Source organism: Thioclava sp. UBA3469 (assembly GCF_002378135.1).
Lineage (GTDB): Bacteria > Pseudomonadota > Alphaproteobacteria > Rhodobacterales > Rhodobacteraceae > Thioclava > Thioclava sediminum.
Map to the genome: position 1 here is coordinate 1 of NZ_DFRG01000149.1, position 15,771 is coordinate 15,771.

General features: G+C 63.6%; 14 protein-coding genes. 6 read left to right on the plus strand and 8 right to left on the minus strand.

What is annotated here, in order from left to right; genetic code table 11:
• Nucleotides 1-219: 50S ribosomal protein L31 (gene rpmE / locus B3D39_RS11650; protein WP_286789714.1), on the plus strand; the 219-nt coding region annotated here is incomplete at its 5' end.
• A gap of 84 nt (nt 220-303) precedes the next feature.
• Here rpmE and B3D39_RS11655 read toward each other — a convergent pair.
• Nucleotides 304-1,014, minus strand: coding sequence for a YoaK family protein (locus B3D39_RS11655; RefSeq protein ID WP_274963243.1), 711 nt, complete (start codon nt 1,012-1,014; stop codon nt 304-306).
• 271 nt (nt 1,015-1,285) lie between these two features.
• Between B3D39_RS11655 and metG the strand changes: the two genes are divergently transcribed.
• Nucleotides 1,286-2,995: a methionine--tRNA ligase gene (gene metG, locus B3D39_RS11660; protein ID WP_078522041.1), complete on the plus strand. Its 1,710-nt coding sequence runs from the start codon at nt 1,286-1,288 to the stop codon at nt 2,993-2,995.
• 141 nt (nt 2,996-3,136) lie between these two features.
• Here metG and B3D39_RS11665 read toward each other — a convergent pair whose 3' ends face one another.
• The 4 genes from B3D39_RS11665 to argC all read right to left on the minus strand — a co-directional run bounded on the left by B3D39_RS11665 (nt 3,137) and on the right by argC (nt 5,854).
• The gene (locus B3D39_RS11665) at nt 3,137-3,631 is read right to left on the minus strand and encodes a holin family protein (RefSeq protein ID WP_274963242.1); all 495 of its coding nucleotides are present in this window, start codon (nt 3,629-3,631) and stop codon (nt 3,137-3,139) included.
• Entirely contained in the window at nt 3,622-4,233 is a 612-nt protein-coding gene (locus tag B3D39_RS11670) for a holin-associated N-acetylmuramidase (protein ID WP_078522043.1), read from the minus strand. The genes B3D39_RS11665 and B3D39_RS11670 overlap by 10 nt, the downstream gene beginning before the upstream one ends.
• 85 nt (nt 4,234-4,318) lie before the next feature.
• Nucleotides 4,319-4,762 carry a cytochrome c maturation protein CcmE gene (ccmE, locus tag B3D39_RS11675; RefSeq protein ID WP_078602148.1) on the minus strand — a complete coding sequence of 148 codons (444 nt, stop codon included), beginning with the start codon at nt 4,760-4,762 and terminating at the stop codon, nt 4,319-4,321.
• A gap of 63 nt (nt 4,763-4,825) precedes the next feature.
• On the minus strand, nt 4,826-5,854 hold the full coding sequence (argC, locus tag B3D39_RS11680; RefSeq protein ID WP_274963241.1) for an N-acetyl-gamma-glutamyl-phosphate reductase: 1,029 nt from the start codon (nt 5,852-5,854) through the stop codon (nt 4,826-4,828).
• A gap of 103 nt (nt 5,855-5,957) precedes the next feature.
• Between argC and B3D39_RS11685 the strand changes: the two genes are divergently transcribed.
• On the plus strand, nt 5,958-6,773 hold the full coding sequence (locus B3D39_RS11685; protein WP_078602149.1) for a DUF805 domain-containing protein: 816 nt from the start codon (nt 5,958-5,960) through the stop codon (nt 6,771-6,773).
• A gap of 18 nt (nt 6,774-6,791) precedes the next feature.
• On the opposite strand, the gene murI is transcribed toward B3D39_RS11685, so the two are convergent.
• The 3 genes from murI to B3D39_RS11700 all read right to left on the minus strand — a co-directional run bounded on the left by murI (nt 6,792) and on the right by B3D39_RS11700 (nt 12,035).
• A complete protein-coding gene (murI, locus tag B3D39_RS11690; RefSeq protein ID WP_078545045.1) occupies nt 6,792-7,604 on the minus strand; it encodes a glutamate racemase in 813 nt (270 codons plus the stop codon).
• 40 nt (nt 7,605-7,644) lie between these two features.
• The gene (locus B3D39_RS11695) at nt 7,645-8,547 is read right to left on the minus strand and encodes a lysophospholipid acyltransferase family protein (RefSeq protein ID WP_274963240.1); all 903 of its coding nucleotides are present in this window, start codon (nt 8,545-8,547) and stop codon (nt 7,645-7,647) included.
• A gap of 77 nt (nt 8,548-8,624) precedes the next feature.
• Nucleotides 8,625-12,035: an indolepyruvate ferredoxin oxidoreductase family protein gene (locus B3D39_RS11700; protein ID WP_274963239.1), complete on the minus strand. Its 3,411-nt coding sequence runs from the start codon at nt 12,033-12,035 to the stop codon at nt 8,625-8,627.
• Between the two features lie 157 nt (nt 12,036-12,192).
• On the opposite strand from B3D39_RS11700, the gene B3D39_RS11705 reads away from it, so the two are divergent.
• From B3D39_RS11705 to purL, 3 genes are all read left to right on the plus strand, one after another.
• Nucleotides 12,193-13,095, plus strand: coding sequence for a LysR family transcriptional regulator (locus B3D39_RS11705; RefSeq protein WP_078522049.1), 903 nt, complete (start codon nt 12,193-12,195; stop codon nt 13,093-13,095).
• Nucleotides 13,096-13,521: 426 nt separating this feature from the next.
• Nucleotides 13,522-14,118 (plus strand): hypothetical protein, encoded by a 597-nt coding sequence (locus B3D39_RS11710; RefSeq protein ID WP_274963238.1) that lies wholly within the window; start codon nt 13,522-13,524, stop codon nt 14,116-14,118.
• Nucleotides 14,119-14,259: 141 nt separating this feature from the next.
• Nucleotides 14,260-15,771, plus strand: a 1,512-nt coding sequence (gene purL / locus B3D39_RS11715) for a phosphoribosylformylglycinamidine synthase subunit PurL (RefSeq protein ID WP_286789715.1), incomplete at its 3' end; no start/stop codon positions are given.

Genomic DNA, 15,771 nt, shown 5'->3' on the forward strand with positions numbered 1-15,771 from the left:
AAAAAAGACCTGCATCCCGAATACCACATCATCGACGTGAAGCTGACCAACGGCGACATCGTGCAGATGAAATCGACCTGGGGCGCCGAGGGCGACACCCTCACCCTCGACATCGACCCGACCTCGCACCCGGCGTGGAACGGCGGTTCGTCGCGCCTCATGGACACCGGTGGTCGCGTGTCGAAGTTCAAGAACAAATATGCCGGCCTCGGCTTCTGAGCCTGAGCTGCATGACTGTTACGGAAAAGGGCGCCTCGCGGGCGCCCTTTTTCATGCGCGCGCCTGCGCTCACAGCGGCAAGGTTCAACGCCCCCCGCGATAGACCTTGCGCAGTTCCGGCACGGCGATGACGATCAGCAGCGCCGCCGCCAGCGCGAAGACCATCGGCCCGATCCGCTCATATCCCAACACGCCTGCAATCCCGCCCGCGAAAAAGGAACACAGCGTCGCGACATGCAGCAGCAGTCGCGAGCGCAGCACCTGCCTGGTCTCCGCATCGCGCGCGCCCGGCAAAAGCGCCGCAAGCTCCAGCCCCAGATCGGTCGCGATGCCGGACACATGGCTCGTGCGCACCCGCCCGTCCGAGATTTTCGTGCTCGCCGCGTTCTGCAGCCCCATCAGGAAGCTGAGCCCGATCATCATCAGATGCTCGCTCATCGCCGCGGCCCAAACCATGTCGAGGATCGTCAGTACGATCAGGAGCCCAGCCTCCAGCAGGATCGACAGCGCGTAGATCCCGTGCAACCTCCGGCGCTGCCCCACGTCGATCAGTACGCCAGACGCAAAGGCCCCGAAGACGAAAGCCAGAAGCAGCAGCAGGAACCAGATCGCCGTGCCGAACCGCCCCAGCGCAAGCAGGTCGGTCGCGGTCGAGACATTCCCGGTCATGTTGGCAGAGAAATAGCCAAGCGCCCGGAACCCGGCCGCATTCACCGCACCCGCGACCAGCGCCAGCCAGACCGCCAGCGCGAGGTCGATCGAAACGCTCCGATCGTCTCCGGCATGTATCAGCACCGCTTGCCCCCTACGCTCGCTCCGCCTCGCCCCGACTATCGACGCCATCCGCGCAAAAGCAAGCCTTGGAGGCGCGGCCCCCATTTCCCCTCGCCTTTTGTCAGCGCGCCGGCTTCGAGACATGGCGCGAAACCGACGGTGCGATCGCCAAGGTCTACACGCTCGACTGATAGCGAAGCCGCAAGCGGTGCGTCTCGGCGCTCCCCCCTAGCCCTTCCCATGATTCCCTAGTAAACCCGCGCTCAAACGCTCCACAGCAAGAGGGTCCTACATGGCGCGCCATCTCATTACCTCGGCCATTCCCTATATCAACGGCATCAAGCACCTCGGCAATCTCGTGGGCTCGCAGCTGCCGGCTGATCTCTTCGCCCGCTACCAGCGCGCGCGGGGCAACGAGGTGATGTTCATCTGCGCCACCGACGAGCACGGTACCCCCGCCGAACTGGCCGCCGCGAAAGCGGGCAAGCCGGTCGCCGAGTATTGCGCGGAGATGCATGAGGTGCAGGCGAAGATCGCGGAAGGCTTCCGGCTCAGCTTCGATCACTTCGGGCGCTCGTCCAGCCCGCAGAACCATCGCCTGACGCAGCATTTCGCGGTGAAGTTGGCCGAGGCCGGGCTGATCCGCGAAGTCTCGGAAACCCAGATGTATTCCAAGGCCGACGGGCGCTTCCTGCCCGACCGCTACATCGAGGGCACCTGCCCCAATTGCGGCTTCGAGAGCGCGCGCGGCGATCAATGCGACAACTGCACCAAGCAGCTCGACCCGGTGGACCTGATCAACCCGCATTCCACGATTTCCGGCTCGACCGATCTGGAGATGCGCGAGACCAAGCACCTTTTCCTGCGCCAGTCGGCGATGAAGGATCGGCTGGATGCGTGGATCGACAGCAAGTCCGACTGGCCGGTGCTGACCACCTCGATCGCGAAGAAATGGCTCCATGACGGCGACGGTCTGCAGGACCGCGGCATCACTCGCGATCTCAGCTGGGGCGTGCCTGCGCAATTCGAGGGTGCGCCGTGGTCGGGCATGGAAGGCAAGGTCTTCTATGTCTGGTTCGACGCACCGATCGAATACATCGCCGCAACCGAGGAATGGACCGAGAAGACGGGCGGCGATTGGGAGCGCTGGTGGCGCACCGACAAGGGCGCCGACGACGTCACCTACACCCAGTTCATGGGCAAGGATAACGTCCCCTTCCACACGCTCTCGTTCCCCGCGACGATCCTCGGCTCGGGCGAGCCGTGGAAGCTCGTCGATTACATCAAGTCGTTCAACTATCTGAACTACGATGGCGGCCAGTTCTCGACCTCGCGCGGTCGTGGCGTCTTCATGGATCAGGCGCTGGAGCTTCTGCCCGCCGATTACTGGCGCTGGTGGCTTCTGTCCCACGCGCCGGAAAGCGCGGATGCCGAATTCACCTGGGAGAACTTCCAGGTCTCGGCGAACAAGGACCTCGCCGATGTGCTGGGCAACTTCGTCAGCCGGATCACCAAGTTCACCCGCTCGAAATTCGGCGAGGCGATCCCAGAAGGCGGCAGCTGGGGCGAGCAGGAAGCGGCCCTGATCGAGGATCTGACCACCCGCATCCGCGCCTACGAGACGCATATGGAAGAGAAGGATATCCGCAAGGCGGCGATGGAGCTGCGCGGAATCTGGGTCGCGGGCAACGAATACCTGCAGGCGTCGGCACCGTGGTCGGTGTTCAAGACCGATCCCGATCAGGCGGCGGCCATCGCACGGCTCGCGCTCAACCTGATCCCGATCTACGCGGTGCTCTCGGCCCCCTTCATTCCCGACGCGGCGAAGATCATGCTCGAGGCGATGGGCGACGAGGATCGCGGCTGGCCGGGCGATGTGAAAACGGCGCTCGAAGCGCTGCCCGCAGGCCACGCCTTCACCACGCCCGAGGTGCTCTTCCGCAAGATCACGGATGACGAGCGCGAAGAGTGGCAGGAACGCTTCGCAGGCACCCGCGACTGAGGCGCCTCAGGGGCTCCGCCCCTCTTCGCTTTCGCGAATTCACCCCGGGATATTTCCGGCAATTGGAATCAAAGACCTGCCCTCTTCCAACTGCCTCAAATATCCCGGGGGAGCTCCCGCAGGGAGCGGGGGCAGCGCCCCTTACCCGGCCGGTTTCTCGCCCGCCCGCCAGGCCGAGAGCGCGGCGTTCTCCTCTGACGAAGTGGTGGCGAGCGCTGCGGGAGGCACAGCAGGCACCTTCTTCATCCGGAAGTAATGCGCCTCGCGCGCGCCGAAATAGAAACTGACCACCGCGCCGAGTAGCCACCAGAGCGGCTCGGGCACGTAGCTCAGGCCCACCATCCGTTGCGCGAAGCCGACCGGGTCGAGCATCGCATAGACGAAAAGCCCCACGATCCCGAAGGCGAGCACCGGGCGCGGCAGGCGGTTGAGGCCGTTCACGATCCGGTCGAAGCGACCGGGGCGGATATATTCGAACTCCGCCCCGTGTTCCTGAAGGGCCGCAAGATAGGCGGACTGCGCGGCCTCGAGCTTCTTCGTGGCATTGGGCACGAAAACCTCCGCCACCGAACTGGCGGCCTCGCCCGCCGCCTTCACCGTGCCCGCACCGCCGAGCAGTTTCTCGATCATGCCCATTTCGCCACCCGCTTGCGATGCTCGCCCTCGGTGAGGTGAAAGCGCGGCGAGATGAACTCCTCGGCGCGGCGGATCCAGCCGCCCTTCCCGCCCGCCCGCGTCGTCGCGTATTTGCGGCTTGCGGGCCGCGCATCGGCGATCCGGTAGTAATAGTTGCGCCGCGCGATCCCGTAGGCATCGGCGAAATATCCGGGCGCGGCCGCATCGGCGAGTTCTGCGGCGGCGATGGTCTGCGGGCCGATGATCCCGTCCACGACGACGCGCTGGCCCATGTCGCCCAGCAGGCGCTGCAGGATGACGACCGCATTGCCGCCCGCATTCACATACATGTCGAAGACCGAGGCCTGCACCGAGGGCGGCAACCGGTCGATGCGCGGGCTCTTATAGTAATGCTCGATGAAAATCTCGGCGGCTTGGCCCGGGTCGAGCGCGCGGATATCCATCTCGTCCACCCGGCCATCTCCTGTCAGATCGCGCCCCAACCGGCGCAGGGTTCCGAGCGTGACGCCGTGCTTGGTCGCACCGCCCGGATCGTCCGGATCATCGACATAACCGCCTTCGCGCGCGACGATCTCCGCCGCGATCTGGGTGACCGATTTCATGGCCTGCCTCCGTTGATGACAACGTCAGGCAGGCTCGGGCCGTGCGATTAAGAGTGCTAAAAGAGAGCGTTCGCCGGGGGTGCGATCAGGAGGACGGGCCCTCGTAGACGCCCTGTTCCTTCAGCGCGTCGACGACTTCCTTGGGCATGTAATTCTCGTCGTGCTTGGCGAGAATTTCGGAGGCCACGAACGTGTCGCCTTCCATCTTGCCCGTGCCGATCATGCCCTGGCCCTCTTTGAAGAGGTCCGGCAGGACGCCCGCGAATTTCACCGGGACGGTCGCGCCGCCATCGGTGACCTTGAATTCGATGACCTCGCCCTGACCGCGCTTGAGCGAGCCTTTCTCGACCAGCCCGCCAAGGCGGAACACCTCGCCGGGCTGCGGCGGTTCGGTGGCAAGCTGCGAAGGCGCACGGAAGAAGTTGATGCCGCCGCGCATCGAATAGCCGATCGTGACGGTCGCGACCACCAAGGCCAGCGCGGCCACGCTGAGCACCTGGATACGACGTTTCTTCTTCAGACTCTTCATCTCTTCGCCTCCTGAGATGCCGCTTCGTCTACCTTACCGCGCCGGCCGTGCCATTGACGCGGATCAAGGGAAGACGGGGGCGAGCATCAGCCCTTCGCTTTCCTCCAGCCCGAGCATGAGGTTCGCGTTCTGGATCGCTTGTCCCGACGAGCCCTTGCAGAGGTTGTCGATGGCCACGACCACGAGCGCGCGCCCGGGGATCCTGTCTCCTGATACACCAATATGGGCATAATTGGAGCCAGTTACAGACCTGGTGGACGGAACTGCGCCGAAAGGTAGCATCTCCATGAAGATTTCGTCTGCATAGCGGTCCGCCAGTGCCTTGTAGACGGCCTCGGGCTCGCCCTTCACATAGGCCGAGGCGAGGATGCCGCGGTTGAAGGGCGCCAGATGCGGGGTGAATTGCACCATTACGGGGCGACCCGCCAAGGCGCTGAATTCCTGATCGAATTCGCCAAGGTGACGGTGCTTGCCGCCTTGCGAATAGGGCGCGACACCGCCCGACAGCTCTGCGTGCAGCAGGTTTTCCTTCAGCGAGCGGCCCGCGCCGGAAACCCCGTTCTTCAGATCGAGGATGATGTCGTCGAGGTCGATCACGCCGGCTTCGATCAGCGGACGGATCGCGAATTGGCCCGCAGCGGCATTACAGCCCGTGCCCGCAACCAGCCGCGCCTCGCGAATCGTGTCGCGGTAGAACTCGGTCAGGCCGTAGACCGCCTCTTTCTGCAGCTCGACCGCGGCATGGGGCTTGCCATACCACTTCTCGTATTCGGCCGGATCGCGCAGCCGGAAATCGGCCGAGAGGTCCACGATCTTCAGATCGCGCGGCAGCTCCTTGATCACCGCCTGCGAGGTCGCATGCGGCAGCGCGCAGAAGGCCAGATCGACATTCGAGAAGTCGATCTCCTCGATCTTCACCAGATCGGGCAGGCCCAGATGGCGCAGATGCGGGAACACGTCGCCCATCGCCATACCGGCCTTTCGCTCGCCCGAGAGGGCCACGATGTCCATATTCGGATGGGTGGCGATCAGCCGGACGAGTTCGGCGCCGGTGTAGCCCGACGCGCCCAGAATCGCGATTTTCTTCGTCATATCAACCTCCGCGCTTGTCGCTCGGCTCTCCCTTACCCTAAGCTCACACTCAAATAAACTCCGTGTGAACCGGAGTGACGACCGACAGTGAACGAGGCAGGCCGTGGCAGAGCAGTGGTATTACGCCGATGGGAAAGATCCCGTCGGTCCGTTCCCCGCAGAACATATGACGGATATGGTGCGGGCAGGTCGTATCAAGCCCGAAACGATGGTTTGGCAAGACGGAATGGAAGGATGGGAGCCTGCGGGCGATCACTTCTTCCGGCGAGCCCCGGACACTGCGGCCACGGGCGCCGACCCGCATAGCGGCGCGACGAATTACGCGGCCCGCATTGCGCAGCGCCATCAGCAGGAGGGCAAGCTCTCCTCCGCCGATCCCCGCGCCTATGCCGATGCCTCGATCGAACGCGAGCGCGCGAAGCGCGGGATTGGCTCGGACGGGATGTATGCCGGGGCGCCTTCGCGCGGCTTCTTCGAGGCGATCAAGGTCTGCTTCCGGAAATACGTGACCTTCAAAGGTCGGGCGAGCCGGTCGGAATATTGGTGGTTCGTGCTGTTCGTGACGCTGGCGGGGTTCGCGGGCGGCTTTGCGGAGGCCTCGATGGGTCAGGACGGGGCCGCAATCAGCGCGGTGATCTCCATCGCGACCTTCCTGCCCTCGGTCTCGGTAACGGTGCGCCGACTACATGACACGAACCGCTCGGGCTGGTGGTTCGGGCTTTACATCCTGATGAGCTTCTTGGGCGGCTTCGTGATCGCCTTCCTCGCCATCTCCTCGGGCATCCGAGACCCGGACGCCATTTTCGCGTCGATGGGGATGCTGACGATGCTCTGGGCCATTGTGATGCTGGTTTGGGGCATCATGCTCTTCGTCTTCATGCTGCTCAGGGGCACATACGGCGAAAACCGTTTCGGCTGACCCCTGAGGCGTGGCGGCTCAGGCCGCTTCGAACCGGATCGCGTAGCGCAGGAATTGCGTCGCGTGGCTCGACACCGAGGCTGGATCGCCGGTTGTCAGGAATTTCGATTCCGTGCCCGCACCTCTGAATTCGGGGCGACGCTCAAGGTAATCCGCGAGGCTCTCGGCCACCAGATTGGCCTGGCTGTAGACGTCCACGCTCGGGCCCAGCGCTTCCTGGAAGGTCTTCTGCATCAGCGGGTAATGGGTGCAACCCAAGATCGCGGCCTCGGGCTTCGGCATCCGACGCTTGAGCGCCTCGACATGGGATTTCACCAGCGCTTCGGCGAGAATTTCGTCGCCGGTCTCGATCGCATCGACCACGCCGCCGCAGGGTTGCGCCTCGACATCGACGCCAATCGCGCGGAAGGCCAGTTCGCGCTGGAACGCGCGGCTCGCCACCGTCGCGGGTGTCGCAAACAGCGCCACATGTTTCACCGCCACTTCGCGCGGCGGGGAGTTGTCGCCCCATTTGCGTTCGGTCAGCGCCTCGATCATCGGCACGAAGACGCCCAGCACACGCTTGCCCTCGGGGATCCAGGTCTCCTGCATTCGCTTGAGCGCCGCAGCCGAGGCGGTGTTACAGGCGAGGATCACCAGATCGCAGCCTTCCTCCCAGAGCCGTTCGACACCCGCGCAGGTCAGGTTGAAGATGTCATCGGCATCGCGCACCCCGTAAGGCGCATGGGCGTTGTCGCCGTAATAGCAAAAGGCCATGTCCGGCAGCCGCTTGGCGCAAGCATCATAGACCGTGAGCCCGCCCAGACCTGAATCGAAAACGCCTACTGCCATGCTCGCGCCCCTCGCCCGTCCGGGCCGCAACAGGCGCCGGTCAGTTTCTATATTTCGCCTCGAACTCGAAGCCATAGCCGTAAGACTTCAAGGGAGTCGGCGACAAGTCATACGTCGCACGGCGCAGGAAATCCATCATCTGTTTCGGGCTTTCACGGACGGCGTCCAGCTCGGCCTGCGGGATCGGCTCACCGACGCAAAGCCGCACCGGCCGATTGGCGTGGCGTTTGAACTCGCGGATCATCAGCCCCATGCGCAGGCTGTAATGCAGATGGCTCGCCAGCTGGAACAGACGACTGTTATGGCCCTCGAAGAAGACCGGCACCACGGTCGCATCGGATTTCGCGATCATCTTGGCGGTGAAATTGCGCCAGCCCGGATCCATCGGCGCACCGAAAGGCTTGGCCGCGGTCGAAACCGTGCCGCCCGGAAACACCCCGATCGCGCCGCCATCGCCGAGGTAGCGCAGGGCGTCCGAACGGGTGCGCAGATTGGCCTTCATGGCCTCTTTCGTCTCGGAGAAATCCACCGGCAGAATGATCCGGTCGATCTCTTCGGCGCGCTTGAAGACGTTATGCGCGAGGATGCGGAAGTCGCCGCGGATGCGCGACAGCAAGAGCCCCATGATCAGCCCGTCGAGAATGCCGTAAGGATGGTTCGCGATCAGCACGAGCGGCCCCGTCTTGGGGATATTCGACAGCGCGCCGCGGGTCACATCGATCTGCAGCCCGTAGCGCTCGGCCATCACCTGCCAGAAATCCGCGCCTTGCGCGATGTCGTGCTCGTAGCCGCGCGCACGCCGGATCAACCCGATCCGCCCGGTCGCGTTCTCCATCGCGCGGATCAGAACCCGCGCGCCTTTCGAGCGCGCGGACCATGCGTAGGAAATTTCCTGCGTAGCGTGGCGGACAGGCGTCCGGGGGGCCATCGGGGTGGCGGTCATCTCGAACCTCCGCAACATGGGCTGGCTTCACTCTGCCAGCGCCATGTCACGAAGGTACGACACTCAGATGACAGCCCTCACTCGGCGGCCATTTTCTGCGGAGTACCGCCTGCGCGGAAAGCGGCGAGCAATTCCTCGCGCCGCTTCGCCGCCATTTGCTCGGCCTGTGCCTTGACCGGGCCGAAGCCCCGGATGGTCAGCGGCAGCTCGGCCAGTTCGCGCGCGATCTCCATCGTTTCCGGCGTGACCTTGGGCAGCACTTCGGCCATGTCGGCCTCGTATTGCTTGATCAGCGCCCGCTCCATCTTGCGCTCGGCGGCATAACCGAAGGGATCGAACGGCGTGCCGCGCAGCCCCTTGAGCTTCGCCAGAAGACGGAAGTTGCGCTCCATGCCGGGGCCGAATTCGCGCTTCTTCGGGCGACCGTCCGAGCCTTCCTTGGACAGGATCGGCGGGGCGAGATGGAAGTGCATCTCGAAATCGCCCTCGAACTCGGCCCGCGCCTTCTCTGCCGTGGACAGATGCAGCCGCGCGACCTCGTATTCGTCCTTATAGGCCAAGAGCTTGTGATAGCCCTTCGCGACCGCTTCACGCAGCTCCGACGGCGCCTCGTCCACGAGCTTGCGGAAACGCTTGGCGAGCCGCTTGTTCTGGTAGTCGACGAGATGGTTGGCCCGGAACTCGATCGGATCGACCGGGGCCTTCACGACCTCCGCCGCCATCGCCTTCGCAGCCTCCTCCGGATAGGCCATCGCCCAGCGCCCCAGATCGAAGGCGCGCTTGTTCTCGGCGGGTTTGGCACCGTTCAGGTCGATCGCCCGGAAGATCGCCTCGAGGGTCAGCGGCACGTAGCCTTGCTGCCACGCAGCCCCCAGCACGACCATGTTCGAGTAGATCGAGTCGCCCAGCATCTGCCGCGCCAGTTCCGAGGTATCGGCAAAGGCCACGCGGTCCTTCAGCCGCGCCTCGAGGCTCAGCCGAAGCTGTTCGCCCGGCAGGCGGAAGTCGCGGTTGCGGGTGAATTCGCCGGTGACGATCTCGTGGCTGTTGATGACGGCGCCGGTGCGGCCCGTGGTCATCAGCCCCAGCGTCTTGGCGCCTGCGGAGACCACCAGATCGCCGCCGATCACGCAATCGGCCTCGCCCACGGCGACGCGAATCGCCGAGATATCCTCGGGCTTGTTCGCGATGCGCAGGTGGATATGCACCGCCCCGCCCTTCTGGGCGAGACCGGCCATCTCCATCATGCCCGCGCCCTTACCGTCGATATGGGCAGCCATGGCGAGCACCGCGCCGATGGTCACAACACCCGTGCCACCGACCCCGGTGATCACCACGTTATGGGTGCCGTCGATCGCGGGCAGTGTGGGCTCGGGCAGGTCCGGCAGGTCAAGCGCCTGCGCCTCTGCCTTCTTCACCTTCGCGCCGTGTAGCGTCACAAAGCTCGGGCAGAACCCGTCGAGGCAGCGGAAGTCCTTGTTGCAGGACGACTGGTCGATCGCGCGCTTGGTGCCCAGCTCGGTCTCTTCCGGCACGATGGAGACGCAGTTCGACTGCACCCCGCAATCGCCGCAGCCTTCGCAGACATCCGTGTTGATGAAGACGCGCTTGTCCGGATCGGGAAACTTGCCGCGCTTGCGGCGGCGGCGCTTCTCGGCGGCACAGGTCTGGACATAGATCAGCGCCGAGACGCCTTTGGTCTTCGCCAGCCGCTTCTGCACGGCCATCAATTCGGCCCGTTCGACCTTCTCGACGCCTGCGGGGAAGGTGGACAGGTCCAGCTCTTCCTTCTCGTCATAGACCACCACGACCGGCTTCACGCCCATCGCCACGATCTCAGACGCGATCTGCTGCGCGGTCAGCCCACCCTCGTTCTCCTGCCCGCCGGTCATCGCGACCGCATCGTTGAACAGGATCTTGTAGGTGATGTTGGTGCCGGCCGCCAAAGCCGCCCGGATCGCCTGTGCGCCGGAGTGGTTGTAGGTGCCGTCGCCAAGGTTCTGGAACATATGCTCCCGCGTGGAGAAGGGGGCCTCGCCGACCCAGTTCACGCCCTCGCCGCCCATATGGGTGAAGCCTTCGGTGTTCCGGCCCATCCACTGCACCATGTAGTGGCAGCCGATCCCGGCATAGGCGCGCTCGCCCTCGGGCACCTTGGTCGAGCTGTTATGCGGGCAGCCCGAGCAATACCACGGCGTGCGGGTGGCGATCTCCGGCGCGTTGTCGGCGCGTTGGGCGGCTTCGATCTTCTCGATACCCGCCTTGATCGCGTCGGTCCCGCGGCCCTCTTCGATGAAGATGTCGCCCAGCTTGCGCGCGATCATCACCGGGTCGAGCGCGTAGCGCGTCGGGAACAGCTCCACCTGACGGCCATTCTCCCAGGTATCGCCCTTGTGCCAGCCATAGACGCGGCGGCCACGACGGTCGTCGAAGATCGCCTCCTTGACCTGTACCTCGATCAGCTTGCGCTTTTCCTCGACGACGATGATCAGCTCCAGCCCCTCGGCCCATTCATGGAACGAGGTCATGTCGAGCGGGAAGGTCTGGCCGATCTTGTAGGTGGTGATGCCGAGCCGTTCGGCCTCGGCCTCGTCGATCCCCAGCAGCGAGAGCGCATGGGTCAGGTCGAGCCAGTTCTTGCCTGCCGCCACCAGACCGATCTTCGCCCCGGGCTTGCCCCAGACGCGATTGTCGATGCGGTTTGCGCGGGCGAATGCCTCGGCGGCATAGCGTTTGAAGTCGATCATCCGCGCTTCTTGAGCCACCGGCGTATCGCCGAGACGGATGTTCAGCCCGCCTTCGGGTATCTTGAAGTCAGGGATCACGAATTGTTGACGGAAGGGGTCGCCGTCGACGACTGCCGTCGCTTCGACCGTATCCTTCATCGTTTTCAGCCCGACCCAGACCCCGGCGAAGCGGCTCAGCGCATAGCCGTAAAGCCCGAAATCGAGGATTTCCTGCACGCCCGCGGGCGACAGAACCGGCATGTAGGCATCGACCATCGCCCAATCGGACTGGTGCAGCACGGTCGAGGATTCGCCGGTGTGATCGTCGCCCATCGCCATCAGGACGCCGCCATGTTTCGACGTGCCCGCCATATTGGCGTGGCGCATCACATCGCCAGAGCGATCGACGCCCGGGCCTTTGCCGTACCAGAGGCCGAAAACGCCGTCATACTTGCCTTCGCCGCGCAATTCCGCCTGCTGCGAGCCCCACAGCGCGGTGGCCGCGAGGTCTTCGTTCAGGCCCGGCTCGAAGCGAACATCGCTCTCTTCCAGCACGGTCTTGGCGCGCGCCATCTGCAAATCGACAGCGCCGAGCGGCGAACCGCGATAGCCTGTCACATAGCCGGCCGTATGCAGTCCCGCCGCCTTGTCGCGCGCGGCCTGAGCCAGAACGAGACGCACCAAAGCCTGCGTCCCGTTCAGCAAAACCGGAGATTTCGTAAGGTCGAACCGATCCGCTAGGGATATTTCTTGCCTTCCCATTAAGCACCTCCCCTTGCTAACTGGGCATGGAGACATGGTAGGTCATAATATCTGACCTAGAAAGCGGAAAATTGTTACTTAGCGGTTTCGTAAATCCTCGAGATTAATGTAAAGAAACTTGCGCGGAACAGCAGATGATAAAGCGAAAGTGACCTTGATGGATTGGGACAAGCTCAGAATCTTCCACGCAGTGGCCGATGCGGGGTCTTTGACTCATGCCGGCGACGCACTGCACCTGTCTCAATCTGCCGTGAGCAGACAGATCCGGGCGCTCGAAGAGGCCCTCGGAACGACTCTTTTTCACCGTCACGCCCGCGGACTGATTCTCACCGAGCAGGGCGAATTGCTGTTCGAAGCCACCTCGTCGATGGCGAAAAAGCTCGACAGCGCCTCCGCACGCATTCGTGACAGCGAAGAAGAAGTCTTCGGCGAGCTGCGCGTGACCACCACGACAGGCTTCGGCACGCTGTGGCTCGCGCCGCGCCTGACCAAGCTTTACGAGAAGTATCCCGATCTGAAAATCGACCTCATGCTGGAGGAGCGGGTTCTCGACCTGCCGATGCGCGAGGCCGACGTCGCCGTGCGCATGAAAGAGCCCGCGCAGGCCGACCTGATCCGTAAGCGCCTGCTCAACATTCGGATGCGGCTTTACGCGACTTCCGAGTATCTCGCGAAATGGGGCTCGCCCGAAAAGATCGAGGATCTGCGCAAGCATCGCCTGATCTGCCAGACCCCGCGCACTCCGCAGGTACAGGCGGGCGCGCAGCTCGCGCGGCAGGTTCTGGCCTTCGATCAAAGCTCGACGCTGACGGTGAACAACTACTTCGGCGTGCTGCAGGCGGTGCTGAACCATATCGGCATCGGCATCCTGCCCGACTACCTGACCGCCGATTTCAACGACCTGCAGCGGGTGCTGCCCGATCTGGAATCGGTCGAGATCCCGATCTTCCTCGCTTACCCGGAAGAGCTGCGCTCGTCGCGCCGTGTGACCGCGTTCCGCGACTTCATTCAGGAAGAAATCACCAACTATCGGCGCTTCCAGGCGGGAGATTCAACCTAGGGTTGCACCGCGACTTTACCGCAACGCATACCGGCCATGATGCGCCCGCAGCATGTTTTCCCTTGATGCGTTAACAAACTGCCCATAAATGAGGCTCAGAAGGGTTGGCCGTGCCGAAAGGCGCAGCACCTTCTACCTCCCTGTTGGACTTTGGCCGAGCTTTGCTCGGCCTTTTTTTTGCCCAACGCCCAGATGCGGCTTTCACGCAGGGCGCGAGAGCCCCTCCCAACAGCCCCGACCTCACGAAATCTCACGCACTCGCGACCGCGCAAACCCCGCCCTACGCGCAACTATCCCCTTAGGTTCATTTAAAATTCCACGATATCGTTCACAAAAATTTCAGTGAACTTTCGGCAGCTCAGCCCGTTCCTTTCCCGACGCCAGCAACGGCGCAGCACTTGAGTAACCAGTTGAAAGGATACTGTTATGACTACCGCGAAAAACATCTTTGCCGCTTCGACCGCTCTTCTTGGCGCTATGACCATCGCAGGCTCGGCTTCGGCCCTCGACCTGTCGAAGGTGCCCTCCACGAACAATGGTGACGGCCAGTATTACGGCATCGCCGACTATCGCGTTGGCGCAGTGCCGGGTCAGGAAACCTCGATGGGTACGCCGCCTGCGGTGACCTCGTCGAACACCTTCGAGTCGACCGACCAGTACGGCATCACCGACGTGAAGACCGGCACCGCCGAGTTCGACAGCACCTCGATGGGGGAGGAGATGATCCCCGCGCAGCGCCAGCTGACCGACGAAGCCGGCATCACGGGCATGAAAACCGCCGCCAATGCCGAAGACAAGGCGATGAGCGTCGACGGCAACATCATCGGCATGATCGAGAAGGTCGAGGCGAATGACGGCTACGACACCGTCTATATCCGCACCTCGCCGAAGCTCGACACCACCGTGTCGCTCTTCAAGATCAACGTGCCGAAAGGCGCAGCCGCCAATGGTCAGGTCAAGCTCGGCTGGACCGTGTCGGAACTGCTGACCAATCTCGAGACGCAGGTGGACATGCGCTCGTAATCCGGGCGACACCTGATACGCGCTTTTACGACGCGGGGCCTTCGGGCCTCGCGTTTTTTCTTTCCGCAACGTCCGGCCTCTCTTTTCCCCCTGCACATATTCGCCTAATAGGGGCGGCGAAGCCGATGCCGGAGGATCCTCATGAACGAGCCGCAGATCACGCCTGATCTCATCGCAGCCCATGGCCTGAAACCCGACGAGTACGACCGGATCCTCGAGATCATCGGACGCGAGCCGACTTTCACCGAGCTCGGGATCTTCTCGGCGATGTGGAACGAGCACTGCTCCTACAAGTCGTCGAAGAAATGGCTGCGCACGCTGCACACCGAGGGCGATCAGGTCATCTGCGGTCCGGGCGAGAATGCGGGCGTTGTCGATATCGGCGACGGGCAGGCCGTGGTCTTCAAGATGGAGAGCCACAACCACCCCTCCTATATCGAACCGCATCAGGGTGCAGCGACCGGCGTGGGCGGCATCCTGCGCGACGTGTTCACCATGGGCGCACGCCCGGTGGCCGCGATGGACAGCCTGAGCTTCGGGATGCCCGACCACCCGAAAACCTCCCATATCGTAAAAGGCGTGGTCGAGGGCGTGGGCAGCTACGGCAACTGCTTCGGCGTGCCGAACGTGGGCGGCGAAGTGCGCTTCCACCCCTCCTATAACGGCAACTGCCTCGTGAACGCCTTCGCGGCGGGCCTCGCGGATGCCGACAAGATTTTCTACTCAGCCGCGTCGGGCATCGGCATGCCGGTCGTCTATCTGGGTGCCAAGACGGGTCGCGACGGCGTCGGCGGCGCGACCATGGCCTCGGCCGAGTTCGACGACACAATCGAGGAAAAGCGCCCCACCGTTCAGGTCGGCGACCCCTTCACCGAGAAATGCTTGATGGAAGCCTGCCTCGAGCTGATGCAGACCGGCGCGGTGATCTCCATTCAGGACATGGGGGCCGCGGGCCTGACCTGTTCGGCGGTCGAGATGGGCGACAAGGGCGGGCTGGGCGTGAAGCTCAACCTCAATGCGGTGCCGCAGCGCGAAGCTGCGATGACCGCCTATGAGATGATGCTGTCGGAGAGCCAGGAGCGGATGCTCATGGTCCTCAACCCCGAGAAGGAAGACATCGCGCGCGAGATCTTCGTGAAATGGGATCTCGATTTCGCCATCGTCGGCGAGACCATCGCGGAGGACCGCTTCCTGATCATGCATGGCAACGAGGTGAAAGCCGACGTTCCGCTGTCGAAACTGTCCTCGGAAGCCCCCGAATACGATCGCCCTTGGGTCGAGACGCCCGTCGCGACCGCTGGCGAGGCGCTACCCGAGATCGGTGCGATCGATGCGCTGAAAGCGCTGATCGGCTCGCCGAACTACGCGCACAAGTCCTGGGTCTATGAGCAATACGACACGCAGGTGATGGGCGACACGGTGCGCCGTCCGGGTCTCGGCGCGGGCGTCGTACGCGTGCACGGCACCGACAAGGCGCTGGCCTTCACCGCCGATGTGACCCCGCGCTACGTCAAGGCGAACCCCTTTGAGGGCGGCAAGCAAGCGGTGGCCGAAGCCTATCGCAACCTGACCGCCGTGGGCGCCAAGCCGCTGGCCTCCACCGACAACCTGAACTTCGGCAATCCCGAGAAGCCCGAGATCATGGGCCAGTTC

Coding starts and splice junctions, on each gene's coding strand:
- B3D39_RS11670 (WP_078522043.1), bottom strand. CDS start 4,233: ATGAAATCGGTCACCCAGATCGCGGCGGAGATCGTCGCGCGCGAAGGC.
- B3D39_RS11700 (WP_274963239.1), bottom strand. CDS start 12,035: ATGGGAAGGCAAGAAATATCCCTAGCGGATCGGTTCGACCTTACGAAA.
- ccmE (WP_078602148.1), bottom strand. CDS start 4,762: ATGAAGAGTCTGAAGAAGAAACGTCGTATCCAGGTGCTCAGCGTGGCC.
- B3D39_RS11705 (WP_078522049.1), top strand. CDS start 12,193: ATGGATTGGGACAAGCTCAGAATCTTCCACGCAGTGGCCGATGCGGGG.
- murI (WP_078545045.1), bottom strand. CDS start 7,604: ATGGCAGTAGGCGTTTTCGATTCAGGTCTGGGCGGGCTCACGGTCTAT.
- metG (WP_078522041.1), top strand. CDS start 1,286: ATGGCGCGCCATCTCATTACCTCGGCCATTCCCTATATCAACGGCATC.
- argC (WP_274963241.1), bottom strand. CDS start 5,854: ATGACGAAGAAAATCGCGATTCTGGGCGCGTCGGGCTACACCGGCGCC.
- B3D39_RS11710 (WP_274963238.1), top strand. CDS start 13,522: ATGACTACCGCGAAAAACATCTTTGCCGCTTCGACCGCTCTTCTTGGC.
- B3D39_RS11665 (WP_274963242.1), bottom strand. CDS start 3,631: ATGGGCATGATCGAGAAACTGCTCGGCGGTGCGGGCACGGTGAAGGCG.
- B3D39_RS11695 (WP_274963240.1), bottom strand. CDS start 8,547: ATGACCGCCACCCCGATGGCCCCCCGGACGCCTGTCCGCCACGCTACG.